The following is a 21,432-nucleotide window of genomic DNA, read 5'->3' as shown; positions in this document are numbered from 1 at the left end:
GATTTTACGAATAGTTAAACTGTAGTATCATAATATACAATTAATAGCGGTGTATAGCTTCGGGTCACTCTTAAGGGGACTGGATGCGTCTGGTCCTCTTTTAATTTTGTCTGAGTATGTTGCGTAGGCGGAAAAATTATTCTAAATACTGGGTCTAAAAGCATTATGGTTATCTTATTACTATCCAGCTAATATCCCCAGCTCTATTCAATAATTGGGTGATTTACGTAAATAAAATGTATAAAAAAATACTTTCTATACAGTAACAAGATCTTTTAGCCGCTATCTTCAATGTTCCAAATTACCATTATCCTCCTTTTCAGGCTTTTTATATATTTTTTCTTCAATCGGAAACTCTGCCCAAGTTAAAGGTGGATCCAAAATCATTAGTAAACTCCGAACTTTTTTAGTTAATTCACTCTTCTGCTTCTTGGATAATTTTTGTACATAGTAATTATTTTTAAAGATCCTCTCCACTCTTGTTAACAAACTTAAAATTAAATTATGTACGAAAGTATGACTACCTTTAGTATAGCCTGCTTGCAAAGCTTTTTCATTGACAACATCTTTCACATTTTCATAGTTTCTTGATTTCTGTACTATTATCTCTTCAAAACATTCTATTACATCCTCTTCTGGTATGTCTTGGAACGCTTTTTCTTCAGTAGCTTTTTTAATGATATCAACTGTAGTTTTGGGAATCTCTCTACCTAAGTATTTATCAGCAATATATTTTTTATTTTCGTCATTTACGTTCAAGTTATGAATTACAGGTAGTGCATGAAATCCAGCCCCAGTTTGCTTTCTTCTTCTAAGCCATTCAGGGTTAACTTCAGATCCATTTACATATTTGGTTATGGTCGCTAATGTAACATTACAAAGGTTAGCAATAGTACTAACATCATACTTTTTACTCTCCAATAAACTAGCTATCATCTCTTCCAAATTATACCCTGTTCTTTTCTTGGTGTGTAATTCTAATCCTAATCTCTTAACTATTCTTCCCTCTTCTGATGAGTGCTCCACTACATCGCAATAAGCATCTTCTAACCCTATAAACTCGAGAGCATAAAAACGACGATAGCCATCTACTAACACAAATTGATTTTCACTTTCCTCCTCTACAATTAATGGTACCTTTAATCCTTGTCTACTTATATCCATTTCCAAACTCAAATCTTTTTCAGACTTTCTAAAACTTGTTTCTAACCTGATTTGGGAAAGTTTAATTTTCTTTAGCTGTTTGGTCATGTAGATTCACCCATTTCTACTTTTATTAATGGGTATTCTGTATGAAATTTGTCCTATTACAAAAATTAGGGTCTTTTACATCCTCCTCCTTAACTTCAGAATGCAAAACACCAACTCCCTATTTCATAATTATAAAAAAAATAACTTGACGCTCATTTCATTTTGCTGTATCTTTAATCTACAAATTACATATCGCGAATTTTCTTATCCAGAGAGGTGGAGGGACTGGCCCTACGATACCTCGGCAGCAGCTCTTTTAGAGTAATGTGCCAATTCCAGAAGCGTAATGCTTGAAGATAAGAAGAGTATTTTAACGTTGACGTTTAAGGTCTCTTCTTACTATAGAAGAGGCCTTTTTTGTTTGCATTTTACTTTCGCAAACTAAATGTACAGAAGGGCAACAAGAAAGGAGTACGTTTTTTATGTATACGATGGATTTGACCGATAAAGTGGCCATTGTCACTGGTGGTGCACATGGCATTGGGAAAGGGATTGTGGATGCATTTTTAGATTGCGGGGCAAAAGTTGCGGTGGTGGATATGGCTGAGACACATGATGAAACAACAGTTAATACGTTTCACGTTCAGGCAGATGTGTCCAATCCAGAACAAGTAACCGAGGTGGTTGATTCGGTTATTGAGCATTTTGGCAGAGTTGACATTTTAGTCAATAATGCCGGGATTTCCACGATGGACTATTTTGTTGATATAAAAGAACAGGACTGGGATAAAACAATCGATGTGAATGCAAAAGGGGTCTACCTTTGCATGCAAGCCGTTGCGAAACAACTACAAGCTCAAGGCCAAGGTGGAAAAATCATTAACATTGCCTCACAAGCTGGGAAAAACGGCTACCAACTAATGGGAAGCTATGTTGCTTCGAAACACGCGGTACTTGGGATGACAAAAGTGGCTGCACTAGAACTAGCCAAAGACAAAATTAATGTGAATGCCGTTTGCCCAGGAATCGTGGAAACAACGATGAAACAATCAGAAAGAGTGATTGGCGGCAACCTACGCGGTCTTCAAGCTGAAGATATTAAACATGAAGATAATTCACAAGTTCCCTTGGGAAGAACTGCTGTACCAGCTGACATTGCGAATGTCGTTGTTTTTCTGGCATCAACGTACTCTGATTATATGACTGGCCAAGGAATTAATGTTACGGGTGGAATGACCATGAACTAATCTCGTTTCTTGTTACATGCTCACCCACTAAAAACTAAATTGAAGGAGGATATTTTGATGGCTAATGCGAAAAAAGGAAATGCACTTGCACTACTTCCGTTACTTATCTTTGTATTACTATTTATTGGCACTGGCGTTATTTCTGGAGACTTCTCCAATATGCCATTAAACGTTGCAATTATTATTGCGGCGGCTTTTGCTCTCGCCATGAACCGAAAAGAAAAGCTTTCTAGTAAGATTGATATCTTTACGAAAGGCGCAGGACATCCGAATATTATCTTAATGGCGGTTATTTTTATAATGGCCGGGGCATTCGCTCAAACAGCTAGAGACATGGGTGCTGTAGATTCTACCGTAAACTTAGGATTATCCGTTATTCCTCCTAATCTATTAATGGTTGGACTGTTTATTGTAGGTTGCTTCATCTCTGTATCAATGGGAACGTCCATGGGTACTGTGGCCGCTCTAGCACCAATTGGCATTGGAATCGCAGAACAAACAGGGATACCAATGGCGCTTGCGATGGGTACTGTTATAGGTGGCGCGATGTTTGGTGATAATCTATCAATGATTTCCGATACCACCATCGCTGCTGTCCGAACCCAGAAAACAAAAATGAGTGATAAATTTAAAACCAACTTTTTCATTGTTCTACCTGGAGCAATTGTAACCGCGATTCTTTTATGGATCGTGACCGCAGGAGCCGAAATTGATACCATTGGCGATTACGCATTTGATTTCGTGAAGGTTTTACCTTATATAGCGGTACTCATTGCAGCCTTAGCTGGTGTTAATGTCTTAGTCGTATTAATTGGTGGCATCGTGTTTGCTGGGATCATTGGCTTAATAGATGGTTCCTATACGTTATCCAGTTTCATTCAAGCTATTTCACAGGGAATCATGAACATGGAAGATATTGCAATTGTTGCCCTATTAATTGGTGGGATGATTGGAATTATCCAGCATAACGGCGGGATTCAGTGGTTATTAAACTTTGTAACGCGTAGAATTAAAACGAAAAAAGGTGCGGAGCTTGGGATTGCAGGTTTAGTAAGTGCAACAGACATTGCAACGGCCAACAATACCATTTCCATTATCGTTACAGGTCCTTTAGCAAAAAACATTTCCGATGAATACGATATCGACCCTAGAAAATCAGCAAGTATTCTCGATATTTTTGCTGGTGGATGGCAAGGTATCGTTCCATACGGTGGGCAAATGCTTGCAGCTGCCGGGTTAGCAGCTATCTCACCAATTAGCATCTTGCCATATTCTTTCTACCCGATTGCCATCATCCTGTGTGGAATTATTGCCATTCTCATTGGCTTCCCTAAACACCAGAAAAACAAAGCCGCTAAGGGAAGTAAAAAAACAGCTTAACGAGGTAGCTAATCTAGTAAAAAGCATATGAATCTAAAAAATATACTATTAGGAGTGGAATACATGGTTAAAAAAATGAACGTTGAAAGCTTTAATCTTGATCATACAAAAGTGAAAGCACCTTATATTCGTCTAGCGGGGACTACTACTGGGGCAAACGGCGACGTTGTTCACAAGTATGACCTTCGTCTCAAACAACCAAATCAGGAGTATATGGAAATGCCTGCACTCCATTCACTCGAACACTTAATGGCTGAGAATATCCGCAACCATCATAGTAGTGTCATTGATTTAGGTCCAATGGGTTGTCAAACAGGCTTTTACTTATCAGTTATAAATCATGATAACTATGATGAAGTATTAGATGCTGTGGAGGCAACGTTAAAAGATATCTTAGAAGCAACAGAAGTTCCAGCATGTAATGAAGTGCAATGTGGTTGGGCAGCAAGCCATAGCCTAGAAGGTGCAAAAGAATTAGCGGAAGAGTTTCTCGCTAAACGGTCAGAATGGGCATTCGTATTTGGCGAAGAATAAGGATGGAAAAGGTGAACAGTTGATTAGGCTGTTCACCTTTTTATTTTTGTATCTGTCGATGTATCATAACCGCAATAAACTTAACACGCTTATTAGACGGAAAATTCATTCTATGAGGATGGCTTTTATGTTATGATTTATGTAGAGTTTATTTAATTTACGGAGCAATTTGTTAAACTGAGAGAGGTGAGAATAAATGGAGGAAACACAATGGGATATAAAAACAATAAAGCGATTAAAAAAGAAGCAATTAGTCCAAATTAACCTCGTAATGCTTTTGTTATTCCTACTATTTGGTTATTTTTCCCAGAACGGAAAATCATCCCTCATTATTTGGGGTTTTTGTGTGATTATGTGGTTAACAGTAGTCATCACTTTTTTCACACTAAAGAGAAGACCTATTGGTACGAAGACAAGTAGAATACTGCAGAAATTTGATAAAGACCGATTGGGACAGAAGCGTTGGAAGCGAAGAAAAATAATCGAGTTTGGCATCATCAGTGTTATAAGTGTTTTTGTTACAGTTTTAGTGTTTAGTATGGATTTTAATTCTGCAAAATTTGACTTTCCTCTCGATGCTTTCCCATTTATTGGGGCTTGGGTAGGCACTAATATTGGAGAGATTGTCAGAATAAGCAATTTGTAAGGATACTTAAGAGAAACATAACTAAAAGATATGGCTTAGAGTAGCTATACCTTTTAGCTTACTTCTACCTAACAAATTAACACATGAACTAACAAAGCTCTTCTCATTTTTTTCAAATGTACATTAATAAAAATTAACACCCTGCTGTTGGAGATGCTAACAGCAGGGTCATTTACCTTGTTAAAATAGTTTAAAATGGCTTAAAATCAACCAAAGTGGAGGCAAAAACAATTGCTAAAATGAAGGAAAATACAATTTAAAATTCCACCCATTGCAAATACCAAGAGCAAAGCATCCCTATTGAGAATTTTAATCTACCTCTTTGTTTGAAATGCCAATAAGCGCCTTAACTTGTCATCAATAAATTTATTATCCGTACTGTTAATCCCACGACCGGCAAAATGGCCCCATACTGATTTAATAGGATGATATTCACTATTAGGTACTAGATTAGCCTCATATTCATTATTATCTGCAGTGCAAAATAGATCTGTACTTCCTGGCATAATATAAGTAGTCGCTTCTATACTTTTTAGTGCTTCCTCAAAATCTCCGTTATACAAGGAATTTTCACTAATGTCTGCATGTTGGCCTGTCCATAACATGGCTAGTACATTGTGCGGATCCATATTCATAAAACTATTTTCCCAAACTCCTATCGCAAAATCTTCTAGGGAGTCAAATCCCATTTCCCGAAAAAGTTTTTCTTTATAGAAGGTCTGCGATAATCCCCATCCTGCATAGACACGCCCGACAGCACGCATGGATTCAGAAGTTAATTGGTTAAACTTGGTTGAATCTGAGCCAATTGATCCCATAAGCGCAGCTTTTAGTCCATCTAGAACTACATACGTTTGCGGCCAAGTCTTTGCATTTCCACAGAATGAGGCTATTCGTTCCACCATGTCCGGATAAATTGCCCCCCATTGGAAGGACTGAAGCCCCCCCAGTGACCACCCAACTACAAGAGAAATCTTTTTAATATCGAATTTTTCTGTCACTAGTCTATACTGTAATTGAATGTTGTCATAGATGGTTACCTGAGGGAAATTACCCTTATCAAATGGTTCAGGTGTATTACTTGGAGATGAAGATAATCCATTTCCTAGCAAATTAGGAACAATAATGAAATATTTCTGTGGATCTAGTGCCATCTCCTCCCCAATTAACCATTCATTATTAACATGCTGGTCACCAAATGCCGTTGGATAAAGGATGACATTATCTTTCTTTTCATTCAAAGTTCCATAAGTCTTGTAAGCAAGAAAAGCATTTGGTAATATCACTCCGGACTGCAAGGTTACATCACCTAAATTATAAATCTCAAAATCCTCCATTGAGTAATCACTCCTTTCAAATGAAACACAAACAGCTAGAATGTATTTCTTGTTATTAAGTATAATGCCGTGCTACATTCAATAAAAGTGAACAAAATTAATAGTAGCATTCAATAATATTGAAAGTTTAAGGAGGAATCATGATGGAATTGCGCCAACTTAACACATTCCAAACGGTTGCAACAACTTTAAATTTCAGTCGAGCTGCTGAAGCACTAAACTATGTCCCCTCCAACGTCACCATGCAAATAAAAGCATTAGAGGAAGAACTTGATGTTCGTCTCTTTGATCGCTTAGGAAAGCAGCTCGTTCTCACAACTGCGGGTCAACGTTTTTTAACTCATGTCCAGGGAATTCTTAACAAATTAGACGAAGCCCGCAGTTCCGTTCATGACAATGAAATTTTAAGCGGTACGTTAACAATCAGTGCCAATGAGGTTGTTTGCGCCTATCGGCTTCCAGAGGTCTTTAAACTTTTCCGTTTGCGTTATCCGGGAGTTCGACTTATCTTTCGCTCCGTTCCAAACCAACAACTCAAACAAACACTATTTGATGGAACTTCAGATATTGTGTTTATATTGGACGAATCCATCAAATCAACAGGACTTGCAGTGGAAGCATTAACGAAGGAAACGTTTAGCTTTTTTGCCGCTCCAGATCATGCACTTGTGAAACGCACTACATTACAGCTTGAAGATTTTCAGGGAGAAGCTTTCCTTATTAATGAAAAGGGTTGTCCCTATCGAACGATGTTTGACCGAACATTTAAGAATGGAGACATTGATAGTATTTCTCCTTTAGAGTTTCAAAGTGCAGAAGCCATTAAACAATGTGCAATCTCGGGAATTGGTATTGCGTTTCTTCCTGAAATAGTAACGGAAGTCGAGGTTAAACGTGGTGAACTAGTAGCTCTTCCTTGGCGAATGTCAGACTTGGATGTATATACACAGATGTCATGGCACAAAGACAAGTGGCTATCACCGATCATATTAGCTTTCTTAGAAACAGCAAGGGAAGTTATAGGTATAAAAGAAGACAATATATCTACATAGTTTAAACTGTGTGGACATATTGTCTTTAAATCCTTTTCATTTAAATGTACTATCTATCAGGAAACTCCCCTCTACTCATATCTGCACTTTCTTTAAATGCCGTACCATATGGGTCTGTTTCTAATCGCATTCGGATTGCATCTGCACATTCTTTAGAGCTTAAAACCGATGTATCAAGTTCCAGATCATAAATACCAGGCACATGAACGGAATTTTGCCAAAGAATCACGGGTTGCGGTACTTCCCCATCTTCTGTGTAACCAGTGTTCCACGTTTCAATTCGCCGCTCCATGACAACATCTAAGGGACATCGGATACCTACATATAACACAGGAAAGTCCTTTAAAAGGGTAGCACAATTAGAAAGAATATCCCTCGGAGCTGAATAGAAATCATGATGTCCAACATCAACCACAACGTTTAAGCCCAAACGGCTATGTGCTGCAATTGACTCGTACATAGCTTGATATAATGTAACAATTAAAGGCTCTAAATCAGGCCGTTCTCCCCCAGGTCTTAGACCAATTCCTGGTTGATACTTTTTTGGAGTCATTTTCATAAACGTATCAACTCCCAAATTCATCCACACCCCATCAAAAGTATTCTGGACAACCGTTGCAATACTTGATTTCCCAGACCGAGGAGTTCCGTTTAGAATCACAATATTACCGAGTTTATGTTCAGTTGGCATTCGACATCCTCCCCTTATCTAAATAGTACTCTAATAATAGTAAAACTCTTTAGATTTACAGACGAATAGAGCCATAATGATGTCGCCCCTCAAAAAGAAACGCGATGATACTTTCATAATATGGAATGAATTTCTTTAGTTCGATAAGCTTTAAAATCTCCTCTTTAGAAGCCCATTTGACTGCTTGCACCTCTTCAGCCTGTAACGTCAATCCATTTAAATCAACATCATATTTTTCAATTAAATAATAGTCATCAAAGCCGCGTTCAAAGTTAATAGTAAAGTGGGGACGAATCTTTTCAAAGTTATAATGAATCCCTAACTCCTCGAATAACTCTCTTGAAGCAGCCTGTTGACTTGTATCGCCTGTAACCGCACTACCTCCACAAGTGATATCCCAAAGGTTCGACCATCCTTGCTTAAAGGGCTGACGCTGCTGAATGAGCATTTCCCCTTTTGAATTAAATATACATACGTGTACTACTAAATGAAACTCCTCTGATGTCATTTCATCTCCACGAGTTATTTGTTTCTCTATTTTATTACGATTTTTATCGTATAAATCCCACTTTTCCATTGCTAAACTCCTTATGTATACGATAATTAGGAACATTTTTTTACTTAGAGTTGAAAGGCAGCAAAAAAACTGACGATATCCTTGTTGAGCAAAAGCACCGGTTATTTCAAGAAGAATTTATAATAATGGAAGAATATCAGACAAATCGATAAATTCTAGTTCATTTTCTGCTTCTGCTTTCGAACGATAAACGGTAATTTTATCATAGGGTTTCATGCTGTCTTGCCATGATTCAACTTTGCTCAGAAAATCTTTTCCGTTTTCAGAGATTTTGAAGCTCTCCAACTCCTTATTGATATAACAAATTGGTGCATTACTTTCTAAGTCACATTGGTGGTCGACAGTTCCGATAAATCCTCCTTTACTATCTTTTGCCATAATATCAACATGTGGAACCGTAAAAAACTCTAAATGCGGAATAGCATCGTCAAAGATAAATTGAATATCATAATCGTTAGCGTATCTTTGATACTCCTCATTTCTATCATGAACACCCATTGGATAAATGGTTGTTCCTGCTGATATAATCTCAGTATCTTCTAAACTAACACCTACGGCTCCAGTGAATGCTGTTCTATCTAGATAAACTTTTCGCATATAACCCCCCCGATTAATCTTATTTTATAGTAATGCTCATTACTTTTGTGATTTCTTATTCAACTAAACTGCGCTTTAATATAATAACTTCTACGTAAAACAGCGTTAATCCTTCTAGAATTAACGCATCCGTTAGTTGAACAAGGGCTAACACCTTAAGGATAATACTATTTCAGATCTTTAACCGTAATATATGAAGAGTGCTAAAAAATAGTCGGTACCATTCCGCCATCCATTCGGATAGGAGAACCTTTAAATGCGGATGCATAAGGACTACACAGAAATGTAATTAGCCTGCCTATTTCAATGGGCCTGATAAATCTCTGTATTTCCGATTGAGGCAGGTTTGTAGTCATAAATTCTTTCTCTTTTTCTGAAAAGGCCATATCTTCATTAGGGTATATCCCCTCAATTATTTGATGCACATTTTCAGAGAGTGTTGGCCCAGGCATGATCGTATTAACTGTGACTTCTTTTCCTGTTGTTAATTTAGATAAGCTTTTTGACAACGATAATAGCATTGATTTTGTCATACAATATTGAGGCATCTGTCCTGAAGGCATAACTGCTTCCTCACTCGCAATAAAAATAATTCTTCCAAAATCATTGTTCAACATTTTAGGTGAATAAAATTTAGTTAATCCATTTGCGGCAAGAACATTGGTGCGAAAGTATTTTTCCCATACTTCATCATCAACGTCATCATATTGCATGATTTCATAAATACCCATATTGTTAACTAAAATATCAATATTAGGGTGTTTTTTAAATAAAGATTCTCTCTGTTGAATATCCACAATATCGACCGTTGCATTTTGAGGACAGGTAGTCGGGAAATCTGATTTAATTTCATTTACAATTCGTTCTACTTCTTCGTCATTTCGTCCATTGATTAGTACATTAACACCTTCTTTAGCAAGTTCAACGGCAATTGCTTTACCAATACCTTTCGTTGATCCTGTAACTAAAGCTGTTTTATTGTTTAATCTCATATCCATCATACAATTCTCCTTTTAATTTGCTTGAAGATAAAAAGTTAATAAATAGCAGTTTTTGTTAGGTTACTCTTTTTAAAATACAGTTTTAAACAAGTCAATTTAGTGAGTTTTTCCTAAGTGTTCAGTACGCCAGTTTGAAGGAGTATCATCTTCCCAATGGCGAAAAGCCCGGTAGAACGAGTTTTGGTCTTCATATCCAATTAGGAAGGCTACTTCGCTTATATCGAGCGAGGGGTCTGCTAAGTACGCCCGTGCTCTCTCATGTCGGATTTGTGTTAAAAGAAGCTTGAAGCTTGTTCCTTCATCAGTAAGACGTCGCTGCAATGTACGATTGCTCATCCCCAACTCGCCAGCGACAGTCTGAATGTCGGGACGCCCTCCTGTCAGGCTACGTTCCAAGACCCACTTAACCATCTCAGTGATTGAGTTGCTGCACTCTTGCTCATCCAAAGATTGATCCAATACGGGAGCCAAAATCTCCAGCAATTCTTTGTTGTACGAAACAAAGGGACTGTCCAAGTCACTTCTATGGAGCGTTAATTTGTTACAATTTCCATTGGTCTTGATACGACAGCCGAAGTAATTCTCAAGTAGGTCTACGTCGCCCATTGAATGTGAAAATTCTACGGATTTTGCCGTCAAAAGTTTACCTGTTCCCCTGCGCCCTAGCTCTAGAAGAAACGCCAGCGTGATACCAATCAGCATTGAAGGACCAGGTTGATCAGTATATAACCATTTCAGTTCAATTGTACAATGATCATCTTCCTCGGTGATAAGTAAATTTTCAGGGGGACACATTTGCTTGTACCTAGCCATTCGCGTTAATGCATCACGGTAGTCACGAGCGTGATAAGCTGCTAATACGGTCGGGGGATAATGAACAGTTTCAAAGCCGTTCACAAGCTTGATAATCCCCTTGGCAATGTCATCCATCAGATCGGAATAAGCCTGCCAAATTGGAAAATATTGGCTGGCATTGACAACTGTTTCATTAATAATAGTGATTGGAAGCCCTGCTTTTCGAACTACTTCATGGGGGGCGACCCCTAATTGGCGTAATCCTGTCCAAAATCCTGTCGGGAATTTAATACGAGTATAAGGCGTCATTAATAAATCCCTCCTTAAGCCTTTCTATACATTCAATGGTTTTGATTGTGTCCAGCCTTGCTGGCGGAACAGTTATTAGCTTACCAACATAATGTCGCTGTGTAACTAGCAAAGAACGACATTTCACTTGCTATTTACGTCAAATAAATCAATTTTGTTAATATGATTGAAAATGTATAAGCTATTTCAACAGGAAGCACATTTTATAAAAGATCCTATTTTTCTTCTTAACAAGCTGGTCTATATTGGTAAGTGTAAGCAGCTTTGTATTCACCTTGTTTCAGTCAGCAAGTTAATTTAAATACATTTCTTCACAATCTTTTCAGTAAAATATAAAAATCCAATAAAAAATCACCTTACCTTAGTTCTTAGAGGTAAGATGAATTCAATTAAACTTTACATAATCTCCTTCTTTGATTCGATTCTTTTCAAACCATCCTATATTCACTTCAATTGCATAACGATAAGAAAGTTTCGGATCATAGATAGGACATTTATTCCCTTTACATGGCTCCATATTTAATATGTTTAGAATTTCCCCATTTGAATCAACAAAAGCAATAGATAAAGGAATTAATGTGTCTTTCATCCAAAAGCCACCATATATTTTTCTTGGAAATACAAATAACATCCCCTCATTTTCGGGTAATTTTTCAACAAACATTAAGCCCTTTTCAATTTTTCCTTGTGTATCTGCAACTTGAACGGTTAATTTAGTTTTCCTGTTTCCACTGATTATATATATTAATTTTGTTTTTATTCTATTTTTCATCTTCACTCACCTTCGAGTATTAGTAAAAGCGTGAAAGGAATTTGGTTATAAAACATGAAGAAAAAATAACGAGGTACGCTCCTTATCACTTTTAATACTTATTCTATGGCTTTACATTTATTTAGTACTTTGTTTTCAATAATCACATCAAAAATAAAAAAAGGACAATCCTTCTTGTTGAAAAAGCAACCTAAATTACCTCTTTCAATAATTCTTTTAACCCATTTGGGTAAAGTACCTTTTCCCCAGAAAAAAACTCTTCTTTCGAAATCCACTTTGCACATGTGATTTTATTTCCTTCAGATACTGTAAAATATTCTTGCTGATATAAATTCCTATCTTTAAAATCCACTAAGTATATCTGTGTTATTTCGTGTCCTATGTTTTCGTCTATTTTAAATATATTTTCTATGCAGGAAATATATCCTCTGACAACAACTTCAACGCCTAATTCCTCACTAAACTCTCTCACCAATGTCTCATTTGACCTTTCTCCGAATTCGATTGTACCGCCTATGGGACGGTAATAAGAACCTATTCCTTTTGAGTGCTTTCCTTCCTGCTCTTCCAAAAGAATATAGTTGTCCTTTACAATTATTCCTAGTGTATTTGCTCTTGGATACAATAATTAACCTCCCCTGAAAATAACGCTATCTAGTAATTTCTATTAAGAGTATAAAAATTTTTTCTTTCACCAAACCTGCCTCGTTACTTTAAGTACATTCTTTCACAAAATCATATGAAATTAATAATTTAGTGCACAGTAATAGTCTACTCAGAAAAACGACCACCCAAATGATCGTCTTCTAGATGTTTATATGAGGTAACTAAATATTATGTCGTTTGTTAACTTCAATCCTAATGAACTCCGGCAAATAGCTGGGAGTACATCCTTTTGATACTTTTTCATCTTTGTAAAGACCCGTTTTCTCACCAATTTGAATACAACGTGCACGATTCTGTTCATCATAGACGCCTATCCAGCCTGCGGTGAAATTCATCGCCCATTGAACTTCCGGTTCTTCCTGCGTAATATTAGCTTCTAATGCAGATAGCAAGTCAGCAGTGTTATCAGGCGGTGTTTGTCCAGTCCATCTCAAACGCCCTTGATAATACCAGTAAGTTCGTCTTTGAAGAGCAGAAGGACTATTTTTCCAAGACTCCATCAATGCAATTTTTTTCTTGTCTTTGGTGAGCTGATTGGCCATTAACCAATCATTAAGTTATTTCGCTCATCAAGAGCGTGCGACTGCATATCCTTATCAAGCTGATTTAGCACATCTTCTGAAAGAAGTTTTTTGTCCATAATTAAGATGGCTAATAGTCTGGGCATAAATGCTTCGGTTGACCAAATTTCCATGGCTAGTTCGTGATCTTTTTTAATTTCCTTCTCGATTTTTCGTAAGTCGCCTAGCTTCGTTTTACTATTGATCTGAGATAGAATGTTTTCTGCTTTTGAAGAGCGTTTTATTTCGGTATCTTTTTTTACATCCATTTTATACAACTCCTTTTATGATGCACTGTTTCATAATATGAATGTCTATATCCATGCCCCTTCAACTCCACTGCTTCGTTAGTACTAATAACTCAACAAAGAGAGCAATAACCCTTTATTGACTAACGACCTTTTCCCTATCAACCTATTTAAAACAACATAACCTCATCTCACCAGTGTACTTGAAGTTTATTGCCATTTGGATCAAAAAAGTGGAAATAAGCATGTTCGTTATCTTCTATTATATCCTCAACTTTCACCCCATTATCAATCAGGTGTTGATGAAAACCAGATAAATCTGGGCTTGTAAAGCCAATGCTAAATGCTGATTCATTATTAATCGTAAAATGCGCAAAAGTTTCATCTTCAGTAGGAACTAAGATAAGTAAAAAAGGTCCTTCATTTACTTTTATAATCGCATATGGATCCTCCGTTATGGATAACAACTGAAGCCCTAATACATCTCTATACCAGTTTGCGGACTGATTTAAATCTCTAACAGGGATTCGAATATAATGGACTTGTTCTATAAATGATTTGCTCATCACTTTCTCTCCTTTATTTAATTGGATATAAAAACACACGTTTGTTAAGTAAGTATTTCTATTTATTGCCCATGATTTCCTGCAATCCTTCTGATATTCTCAAAAACTCTACTGGCAGGAAACGATAGGTTTTTAATTTAATTAACTATTGACTATTCAGTTAAACTGTATTACATTATTACTAAGTTGAAATGTATAGTTAAACTGAATAGTAGGTGAGAATATGAAACATAAGTTATTGCCGTTGTCTGAAACCATGCATTATATTTTATTAGCTCTACGTGAGCCACTTCACGGCTATGCTGTAATGCAGAAGATAGAAAAAATGAGTAATGGCACCGTTATTTTAGCGGCTGGTACATTATACGGAGCGATTGAAAACTTGAATAAACATGGTTGGATTGAACCTGTGGAAAATTCAGGACGAAAAAAAACGTATAGGATCACGACAGAAGGCAGCGCCGTTTTGAAAATGGAACAAGAAAGGCTTTTGCATATTTTATCTTTGTATGAAGGAAGGGAAGCAAATGAAGAGGTTTAAAGTATTCTTTAACATTGAAAAGGAAGAGCAATGGTTAGAAGAACAATTACAAAAAGGCTATCGCTGTACCAGTATTAGTGGATTAGGCATCTACACTTTCGAACAAACGGATAAGCAATATGTTATACGCCTTGATTATCAAGATTATTTGTCTAAACAGAAGTTCGCGGAATACAAAGGAATATATGAAGATTTCGGTTGGACCCATATAAGGGGCTCACGGCTTAGTGGAATACAACGTTGGCAAAAAGAAGACAACGGCCAGAATGAAATCTTTTCGGATCGCCAATCGAGGGCTAGTTATTACAAGAGATTAATGAATTATTCATTATGGTTGGGTATGATCTGTTTGGCCTATTCATTTATGCTCTACAGCGATTCGCCTTTATACCATGAAGGTCTTTGGAGTATGGAAGGTTCATTATTTTGGAAAGCACTTTTATTTGAAACACCCTTTGTCCTTTTGAAATTGCTTCCTGCTCTAATGGCTATCGTTTTGGGTAGCAGTTGCTACAAAGCGTATCAAAAGTATTCCATGTTAAAAAATTTATAAAAAGAATGCAATCAGGCGCTCTTCCTTAACGAAGGCGCCTTTTTGTATAACTTTTTTAAACAAAAAAGCTGAAGACACTTATCTCCAGCAAACTCTTGCTATGGTTTTACTACTTCCATATCCCCATATACTTCTTCTTGTACTTTTTGTCGTCCACCGTTTCAATTAAATCTAAAGCTGTCTGTTTAATAGACTCCTCATTATAATGGTCATATAAATTACGCATGTTTTGCAGGATGTCGTTTCGAATTAACGTATAATTTTTTTCATCTGTTCCTTTAAAACGTTCCACCATATATTCCATTACCATTTCCTTTTGTGGCGTACCAGCTATTCCGACCTTCCAGATGGATTGGAGGCTATGTCTAGCTGTCACGAACTTTTCATCCTTCGTTACCTCCCATAACATAGGGAAATCATTCATCATTCTCATCTCGGGATCGCTTTTAGCTAGGTTGGCTAGATATTGTGCTGCACGAGAGCGTTGATGATTATCTTTATGGGTTAAGTCCTCTAAAAGTTGGTCCCATACTTCATATGCCCAATCAACCTTTTGGTCTGTTGCCTCTAAAATGGTTTGATAGGCTTCATAACGTTCCTCTTTATCGCCTGATTTCGATTTTTCGAATTCCAATTCCATTTGACCATCCATATTATCTCACCTCATTTTCTACGTAGTTTTCATCAATTAGTGTATCTTACTGCTGGATGATCTGGATCAAGTTCCCGCACGTATCATCGAAAACAGCGATCGTGACATTGCCCATTTCTGTCGGTTCCATTGTGAACTGCACGCCTTTTTCCACTAGTTGTTTATACTCCTCATGAATATCTGCAACCCCAAACATGGTTACAGGAATACCTTCAGCAAATAACCGTTGTTGATAATCCTTTGCGGCCGGGTGTTCATTCGGCTCAAGTAAAAGCTCTGTTCTGTCTTGGTCATCTTGAGATACAAGCGTAATCCATCTATGTTCTCCTGTTGGAACGTCGTGTTTTTTTACAAATCCTAACGTCTCAGAATAAAATGCTAATGCCTTGTCTTGGTCTTCTACAAATATACTATTCACAATAATTTTCATAATGGGTTCCTCCCTTTTTTTGTTGGTTCCTAAAACGTACTACTCTACCCAGCCTTTCAGCAGGTCTTTAAGTGGTGCGTTGTTGAAAATAAGTACTCGATATTTCCCCTTTCTTTTCGATTCAACGAGCGCAGCATCCTCGAGTACTGCAAGGTGCTTGGCTATCGCTTGTCGTGAGATGGAAAGGTCATGCTTCATAATTAGTCGTGTTGTCAGTTCATACAACGTTAACTCATTGCGCTCGGCTAACTCGTCTAATATAAGTCTCCGTGTAGCGTCACTAAGTGCTTTGAATACCAGATCTTTGTCCCAATTCATGTCACTAGTATAAGCAACCTTATAGTTGCATGTCAAGAATAGGCAACTATAAGGTTGCATAAATTTCATAAAAAAAAGCCCACTCCCCAAACTTTCAGGAAACAGACTTACTTATTATGCTCTACCTAATTTACTATCAATCTCTGATGTATCCACATTCTCGCCAAATAAATCTTTTAATTTATCTTTGGCTTTCCTTTTCGTTGCATCATCCACATATATAGCAACCTGAATTAAGGCGAATAGTACCACACTTAAGTCATCAGCATATCCTGCACCAATGGCAAAGTCTGGGATAACATCTAGTGGTAAGATAAAGTAACCTAACGCCCCTACAATAGTTGCTTTCACTTTTACTGGAACATCTGGCTTTTGAAGTGTGTAGTAAAGTAATAGCACAGCATAAACTACGGAAGTACCGGCTTTCTTAGAAAACTTCTGTACCTTCTTCCAAAATTTTTCCTCTGAAAAATGCTCTTCGTGTTGAGTTATATCTTCAGCATCCAGCTTTTCAGCTTCGTCCTTTAAATCATCCACTAGTTCTTCTTCTAATTCAATTTCGTTGGTTTCCTCAATATTAGAAAACGATAGTTCGTCTAGCTCTTTTTTCTTCTTAAATGGATTCTTAAACATGAAATCCCTCCAAGTGGATTAGTACATTACTAGTCCATTTTACACCATAATTATCATTTAAAACACCATTGCAAACTAACTGTGTACATTTCTTCTTACTCTATTTTCCAGAAAAAGGGTTCAGCTAGAAAATTCTCCTTGCTAATTTATTGTAAAAGTTTGCTTATATTTACTTTTCTGTTCACAATGTTTTTTCAAGTTAGAAAATGTTACCATTAATAGTATCTTTAGAGTTTTAAGGAGGCCCTGACAAATGGTAAAACAGCTGGTTTTCAAGTTAGATTTATAGCATTATTTATTGACTTTATTATCTGTACCATTGGTATTGGCTTATTAAGCTTACTACTTTATGGACAGTTTTTTGCGTCTGATCAACACTTTATCACAGATTATCTAGGCGTTTTATACTCCATCCTCTTACCCGTAATATGGCAGGGACGTACAGTAGGGAAACGTTTCTATCATATCCGCATTATGAAAACCAATGGAGAGAATGTGACACTAATAACGATGCTCATTAGAACGATTGTCGGAAATTTAATTTATTTATTATCTTTTGGAATCTGTTTTATTATAAGTGCTTTTATGGTCGGAATGCGCGAGGATAATCGTTCTATTCATGATCTTATTGCCGGTACATATGTTACATATAAATAAAATCTTTTCTCAAGGGAAGGAAGTTGTTTTTATGAACAGAAAGTTTAAAGTAGGTTTATTGTGCACCCTTTTTGTTTTGCTGTTGTTTTTCTTAGTGCACTGGTTGAGATTTGAATCATATATTATAGGTTTGGAAGGTCCGTTTGCAAAACAGGATATTATGATTTCCCCTTTGTATTTGGGTTACTTCATTACCCTGATATCTTTATCCCTTACTTTTTTTCTCAGTATGGGCAGATCAAAGAAAAGCAAATTCAAGATATGGGGAATTTTTATTATGGTACCAATTTCTTTACCGTTAGCCTATTCGATTGGTCTAACCTACTCTTTAATCGTGAGAAATCCTTGGGCAACAATGCTGATGTTCTATATATTCCCTTTGATATTTATCGCAGGACTTATTCTGTTATGTTTTGGGGTTTTTAAGAACAATGAAGTAAGGCAATTTTAACCGGCGTGATTGTAAAATAAGCGATTACGCACGTATCAAAGTATTATTACTATTACGTAAAGTGAACTCTCAACTAATCGGGCGCCGTTCTCCGAAAAAAGAGAGATCTCCAGGATCGTTCCATTTTGCTTAATAGAGATGGGAGGGATAAATAATGGAAGGTTCATTTGTTGGTACTATCGTGCTTTGGATTATGGGTTTAGTTATTCTATATTTTGTGATTTATACAGCAGTAAAAGATGGAATTAACAAGTCTCTAGTTGGTCAATTTATCGAGAAGAATTACGATGTTAAAGAGGAAAAGAAATCATTCCTCGATAATGATTTGGATAGTGACTGAAAAACGGACTAAACAATCGGGCATGTTAATAGAAAACCTATCATTAAAAATCGGAAAGGAGAAAAGAACGTGGAATTCTCACTATTTTTTGTTACTTTGTTTTTCTATATCGGAATACCAATCGCTGTCATCTTCTTTTTAGTATGGATATATCAAATTAAAAAGAACAGCGAGTTAAGCACTAGACAAAACCAAAGAATCATTCGTTTACTAGAGGATATTAGCAAAAAGCCTTGATTGCTTCTATTTATGATCATGCTAGACATGCTACAAACAGGCGTTTAACCGAAAAATAGAGAGATTAATGAAAGGAGTGATGGTTTATATTTTTCTCACGTTGGACGTTATTTCAAGGTATTATAATTGCGCTACTGGTCGTTCTAGGTTTTATAGCAGATATATTTAAGAAAGATATAGGCGTACCCGCTTCTTCAACAGCTGTACTAAATATACAGCCGATGATGACAGCTTTGTTTTTAGTTATCACAATTGGTCTACTAAGTCTTTTCATGTACTTTCAAGTGAAAAAAAGTGACACTTTCCTAAAGCACCGATTATGGGATAAAATGTATGTAGTTATGCCGGTAATCTTTTTTATCTCTTTGGTTATTGTTATGATTTTGTTTTTGACAGGTCCACTAAGTGAAGTAACACAGAGCAATCGATGGCTTATTTATGCAGTAATGTATTACATGTTATTTGTTATAAATATGACTGTTTTAGCAGTTATACATAAAGTAAAAAAGAATACTATATCCAATGAACATAAAATCAGTTACTCATTTGTTATCACATCATTAGGTCTCTTACTCGTTATTTTTATACTGTAACTGTCTTATAAAAACACGCCAGTTCATTGAATAAAATAAGTTTCAATATGGGGGATATCAATATGGAATTTGATTTCATTTGGATTGCATTAGGTATTGCAGCTGCAGGATATTTTATAGGGAATGGGCTCAAGAACTTTAACAACCCGGATGCTACAGATAGTCTCAGTGATATCTTTAGCGATGACGATGAACACGAATTGATCAAGGAGAATGAAGTCCATTACTTTATAGGGATTTCCAAAGAGGATGCGAAGAGCTTGATACAAGAATATCCAGACATACCACACGTCACGATAAATAATAAAATATATTATCCTAAAGCGAAACTTCGTAAATGGTTATCTGATTTAGGGGCATAAGTTGTAAAACTCGGCGCTATTCCGGATTAAGGATTGGCGCCTCCTCCTTTTCTTACATATCAAGCAGAACGCTAATTAATTTTTTTAGGGGTGATAAATTGTACAGAACAAAAGAAACACCGAAATGGAATGGATCTACTGTCCAACCAAAAAGAAAAGTAATCATCAGCTTATTTATTATTCTATGTGGAGTGCTGCTTATGCAAGGTTGTAACATGGAAGATGCAGATAAGAAGGACATCGCAAGCGAAAAGGTAAGAGATTTGTTTCAAGATGGAGATTTTAAAAAAGTGAAAGAAGATGGATCGGGTAGGATAAAAGATTCAACAGACCAAGAACAAATTAATGAAGCATCAGAAGCAATAGAAGAGATTGATATAAGCGATGAGGAGAGAGAGACCATTGCATTTGTATTCGGCCTTCGGTCCGCTGTCCTTGTTGCGCAAAATCAATTAAATGAACGGGATGTTGTACCGAAATCATCTAAAAACACCGATTCACAAGACGAACAAATAGAAGAAGATTTACCTGACTATCAGCCAGATGAAAATGATGTTGTTTTGAAAAATAGTGAACTAAAGAATAAAGATATCCTTGAAGAATTTATCAAAGTCGCTGGAGAAAACGGCAAAAATAGTACCAGTGAAATTAGAGTAGTGAAAGTTGAAGGCTCACAAGGTGTGCTGATTTATGATTTAAAATCCATGTACGATAAAAATGCGGACCAAAGTTGGATTCGGGTTAGGCCAGATGTGAGTCACTATCGGGCATTAGAAAATGAAGTACAAGATGTTTTTAATAATGCGCCTCAGCAATGTGGATATATGTCAAAAGATGAAACAGAAGGGTTTTATAAATTATTTGAATGTCGAACACATTGGGAATACCGGTTACTTCCTACTGTTGTTGGTATGGAATAGTAAAACTCGTTAAGCCCAACTTCACATGATAACTCTTGAACACTATGCAACTTTTCCTCCTTAAATTATTATCAGAAGCACGCTATCGCAAACCCATTTTTTTCTAATTAATTCTAATCTTCCTCCCATGGGTATTTAACTTGACGTGTTTAAGATAGGGGTAAATTAAACAAAGGAGGAAAAGACATGAAAACATTCGTACTTACAACTGCAAGTGCACTACTTCTAACAAGCGTAGGTGTTGGTTACGCTTGGCACGCGAATCCAGACAAAACGCAGGTATCAGAGAATGACACTGAAATGATTCAACAAAAAGCTCAAGTGGACACAGAAAACATGGATGATTTCCTTGAATACGACACACTCGATGATGTAGCTGATGTTGATCATTTTAATTCCGAAGTTGTAGAGGACAACCCTCACAAACGGATTATTCTATTAAAAGACGACAACGCTCAGCCACAGTTCAAGAGCATTTTTGTTAAGGATACAAACAGGCTGAAAATCATTAATCTTCATGAAGGACTTGAATATAACGAAATCATCAAGTAAAAACCCTCCCTTTCCTTACCATAG

The 21,432-nt window shown here is 36.6% G+C and carries 27 protein-coding genes, 1 pseudogene and 1 riboswitch; of the genes and pseudogenes, 13 read left to right on the top strand and 15 right to left on the bottom strand.

The window, feature by feature from the left end; translation table 11 throughout:
* Window positions 1-288: 288 nt before the first annotated feature.
* Window positions 289-1,251: a ParB/Srx family N-terminal domain-containing protein gene (locus K3T81_RS03625; RefSeq protein WP_238018307.1), complete on the bottom strand. Its 963-nt coding sequence runs from the start codon at window positions 1,249-1,251 to the stop codon at window positions 289-291.
* Between the two features lie 201 nt (window positions 1,252-1,452).
* Window positions 1,453-1,554, top strand: a riboswitch (SAM riboswitch).
* Window positions 1,555-1,673: 119 nt separating this feature from the next.
* Here K3T81_RS03625 and K3T81_RS03620 point away from each other — a divergent pair.
* The 4 genes from K3T81_RS03620 (at window position 1,674) to K3T81_RS03605 (ending at window position 4,998) form a co-directional block, all read left to right on the top strand.
* Window positions 1,674-2,438 carry an SDR family NAD(P)-dependent oxidoreductase gene (locus tag K3T81_RS03620; RefSeq protein ID WP_238018304.1) on the top strand — a complete coding sequence of 255 codons (765 nt, stop codon included), beginning with the start codon at window positions 1,674-1,676 and terminating at the stop codon, window positions 2,436-2,438.
* Window positions 2,439-2,495: 57 nt separating this feature from the next.
* The gene (locus tag K3T81_RS03615; RefSeq protein WP_238018302.1) at window positions 2,496-3,818 is read left to right on the top strand and encodes a Na+/H+ antiporter NhaC family protein; all 1,323 of its coding nucleotides are present in this window, start codon (window positions 2,496-2,498) and stop codon (window positions 3,816-3,818) included.
* Between the two features lie 63 nt (window positions 3,819-3,881).
* On the top strand, window positions 3,882-4,352 hold the full coding sequence (locus tag K3T81_RS03610; RefSeq protein ID WP_238018300.1) for an S-ribosylhomocysteine lyase: 471 nt from the start codon (window positions 3,882-3,884) through the stop codon (window positions 4,350-4,352).
* Window positions 4,353-4,548: 196 nt separating this feature from the next.
* Window positions 4,549-4,998, top strand: a complete 450-nt coding sequence (locus K3T81_RS03605; protein ID WP_238018298.1) for a hypothetical protein — start codon at window positions 4,549-4,551, stop codon at window positions 4,996-4,998.
* Window positions 4,999-5,312: 314 nt separating this feature from the next.
* On the opposite strand, the gene K3T81_RS03600 is transcribed toward K3T81_RS03605, so the two are convergent.
* On the bottom strand, window positions 5,313-6,335 hold the full coding sequence (locus K3T81_RS03600; RefSeq protein ID WP_238018297.1) for an alpha/beta fold hydrolase: 1,023 nt from the start codon (window positions 6,333-6,335) through the stop codon (window positions 5,313-5,315).
* A gap of 143 nt (window positions 6,336-6,478) precedes the next feature.
* On the opposite strand from K3T81_RS03600, the gene K3T81_RS03595 reads away from it, so the two are divergent.
* Window positions 6,479-7,387 (top strand): LysR family transcriptional regulator, encoded by a 909-nt coding sequence (locus K3T81_RS03595; RefSeq protein ID WP_238018295.1) that lies wholly within the window; start codon window positions 6,479-6,481, stop codon window positions 7,385-7,387.
* A 49-nt stretch (window positions 7,388-7,436) separates the two neighbouring features.
* Here the strand turns inward: K3T81_RS03595 and K3T81_RS03590 are convergent, their stop codons facing one another.
* From K3T81_RS03590 to K3T81_RS03550, 9 genes and pseudogenes are all read right to left on the bottom strand, one after another.
* Window positions 7,437-8,078, bottom strand: a complete 642-nt coding sequence (locus K3T81_RS03590; protein ID WP_238018293.1) for a chloramphenicol phosphotransferase CPT family protein — start codon at window positions 8,076-8,078, stop codon at window positions 7,437-7,439.
* Window positions 8,079-8,133: 55 nt separating this feature from the next.
* A complete protein-coding gene (locus tag K3T81_RS03585; protein WP_238018292.1) occupies window positions 8,134-8,655 on the bottom strand; it encodes an NUDIX hydrolase in 522 nt (173 codons plus the stop codon).
* A 117-nt stretch (window positions 8,656-8,772) separates the two neighbouring features.
* Window positions 8,773-9,252 carry a hypothetical protein gene (locus tag K3T81_RS03580; protein WP_238018290.1) on the bottom strand — a complete coding sequence of 160 codons (480 nt, stop codon included), beginning with the start codon at window positions 9,250-9,252 and terminating at the stop codon, window positions 8,773-8,775.
* Between the two features lie 203 nt (window positions 9,253-9,455).
* A complete protein-coding gene (locus K3T81_RS03575) occupies window positions 9,456-10,250 on the bottom strand; it encodes an SDR family NAD(P)-dependent oxidoreductase (protein WP_238018288.1) in 795 nt (264 codons plus the stop codon).
* 99 nt (window positions 10,251-10,349) lie between these two features.
* Window positions 10,350-11,357 carry an AraC family transcriptional regulator gene (locus K3T81_RS03570; protein ID WP_238018285.1) on the bottom strand — a complete coding sequence of 336 codons (1,008 nt, stop codon included), beginning with the start codon at window positions 11,355-11,357 and terminating at the stop codon, window positions 10,350-10,352.
* Window positions 11,358-11,742: 385 nt separating this feature from the next.
* Window positions 11,743-12,129 (bottom strand): DUF192 domain-containing protein, encoded by a 387-nt coding sequence (locus K3T81_RS03565; protein ID WP_238018284.1) that lies wholly within the window; start codon window positions 12,127-12,129, stop codon window positions 11,743-11,745.
* A 190-nt stretch (window positions 12,130-12,319) separates the two neighbouring features.
* The gene (locus tag K3T81_RS03560) at window positions 12,320-12,754 is read right to left on the bottom strand and encodes an NUDIX hydrolase (RefSeq protein ID WP_238018282.1); all 435 of its coding nucleotides are present in this window, start codon (window positions 12,752-12,754) and stop codon (window positions 12,320-12,322) included.
* A gap of 202 nt (window positions 12,755-12,956) precedes the next feature.
* Window positions 12,957-13,624: pseudogene (locus K3T81_RS03555) on the bottom strand (DNA alkylation repair protein).
* 170 nt (window positions 13,625-13,794) lie between these two features.
* A complete protein-coding gene (locus K3T81_RS03550) occupies window positions 13,795-14,169 on the bottom strand; it encodes a VOC family protein (protein ID WP_238018280.1) in 375 nt (124 codons plus the stop codon).
* Window positions 14,170-14,392: 223 nt separating this feature from the next.
* Between K3T81_RS03550 and K3T81_RS03545 the strand changes: the two genes are divergently transcribed.
* Complete coding sequence (locus K3T81_RS03545) at window positions 14,393-14,710, top strand: PadR family transcriptional regulator (RefSeq protein ID WP_238018279.1); 318 nt, start codon at window positions 14,393-14,395, stop codon at window positions 14,708-14,710.
* A complete protein-coding gene (locus K3T81_RS03540; protein WP_238018278.1) occupies window positions 14,697-15,263 on the top strand; it encodes a DUF2812 domain-containing protein in 567 nt (188 codons plus the stop codon). Before K3T81_RS03545 ends, K3T81_RS03540 begins: the two co-directional genes overlap by 14 nt.
* Before the next feature lie 109 nt (window positions 15,264-15,372).
* Here K3T81_RS03540 and K3T81_RS03535 read toward each other — a convergent pair whose 3' ends face one another.
* From K3T81_RS03535 to K3T81_RS03520, 4 genes are all read right to left on the bottom strand, one after another.
* A complete protein-coding gene (locus tag K3T81_RS03535) occupies window positions 15,373-15,915 on the bottom strand; it encodes a hypothetical protein (RefSeq protein WP_238018277.1) in 543 nt (180 codons plus the stop codon).
* A 46-nt stretch (window positions 15,916-15,961) separates the two neighbouring features.
* Window positions 15,962-16,345, bottom strand: a complete 384-nt coding sequence (locus K3T81_RS03530) for a VOC family protein (RefSeq protein WP_238018276.1) — start codon at window positions 16,343-16,345, stop codon at window positions 15,962-15,964.
* 39 nt (window positions 16,346-16,384) lie between these two features.
* On the bottom strand, window positions 16,385-16,663 hold the full coding sequence (locus K3T81_RS03525) for an ArsR/SmtB family transcription factor (protein WP_238018275.1): 279 nt from the start codon (window positions 16,661-16,663) through the stop codon (window positions 16,385-16,387).
* 114 nt (window positions 16,664-16,777) lie between these two features.
* The gene (locus K3T81_RS03520) at window positions 16,778-17,170 is read right to left on the bottom strand and encodes a YkvA family protein (RefSeq protein WP_420830777.1); all 393 of its coding nucleotides are present in this window, start codon (window positions 17,168-17,170) and stop codon (window positions 16,778-16,780) included.
* A 372-nt stretch (window positions 17,171-17,542) separates the two neighbouring features.
* Here K3T81_RS03520 and K3T81_RS03515 point away from each other — a divergent pair, with 372 nt between their 5' ends.
* The 6 genes from K3T81_RS03515 to K3T81_RS03490 all read left to right on the top strand — a co-directional run bounded on the left by K3T81_RS03515 (window position 17,543) and on the right by K3T81_RS03490 (window position 21,408).
* A complete protein-coding gene (locus K3T81_RS03515) occupies window positions 17,543-17,953 on the top strand; it encodes an RDD family protein (protein WP_249226049.1) in 411 nt (136 codons plus the stop codon).
* A gap of 605 nt (window positions 17,954-18,558) precedes the next feature.
* Window positions 18,559-18,744 (top strand): hypothetical protein, encoded by a 186-nt coding sequence (locus tag K3T81_RS03510; RefSeq protein ID WP_238018273.1) that lies wholly within the window; start codon window positions 18,559-18,561, stop codon window positions 18,742-18,744.
* Window positions 18,745-19,214: 470 nt separating this feature from the next.
* A complete protein-coding gene (locus tag K3T81_RS03505) occupies window positions 19,215-19,574 on the top strand; it encodes a hypothetical protein (protein WP_238018272.1) in 360 nt (119 codons plus the stop codon).
* A gap of 62 nt (window positions 19,575-19,636) precedes the next feature.
* Window positions 19,637-19,936 carry a DNA-binding protein gene (locus K3T81_RS03500; protein ID WP_238018270.1) on the top strand — a complete coding sequence of 100 codons (300 nt, stop codon included), beginning with the start codon at window positions 19,637-19,639 and terminating at the stop codon, window positions 19,934-19,936.
* A gap of 98 nt (window positions 19,937-20,034) precedes the next feature.
* On the top strand, window positions 20,035-20,856 hold the full coding sequence (locus K3T81_RS03495) for a hypothetical protein (RefSeq protein ID WP_238018268.1): 822 nt from the start codon (window positions 20,035-20,037) through the stop codon (window positions 20,854-20,856).
* 186 nt (window positions 20,857-21,042) lie between these two features.
* Window positions 21,043-21,408 (top strand): hypothetical protein, encoded by a 366-nt coding sequence (locus K3T81_RS03490; protein ID WP_238018267.1) that lies wholly within the window; start codon window positions 21,043-21,045, stop codon window positions 21,406-21,408.
* The last annotated feature ends 24 nt before the right edge of the window (window positions 21,409-21,432 follow it).

This window comes from Oceanobacillus jordanicus (genome assembly GCF_022095695.1).
GTDB lineage: Bacteria > Bacillota > Bacilli > Bacillales > Amphibacillaceae > Oceanobacillus_B > Oceanobacillus_B jordanicus.
Note: the sequence above shows the minus strand (reverse complement) of the source record. Positions and strands in the feature narration are given on the sequence as shown.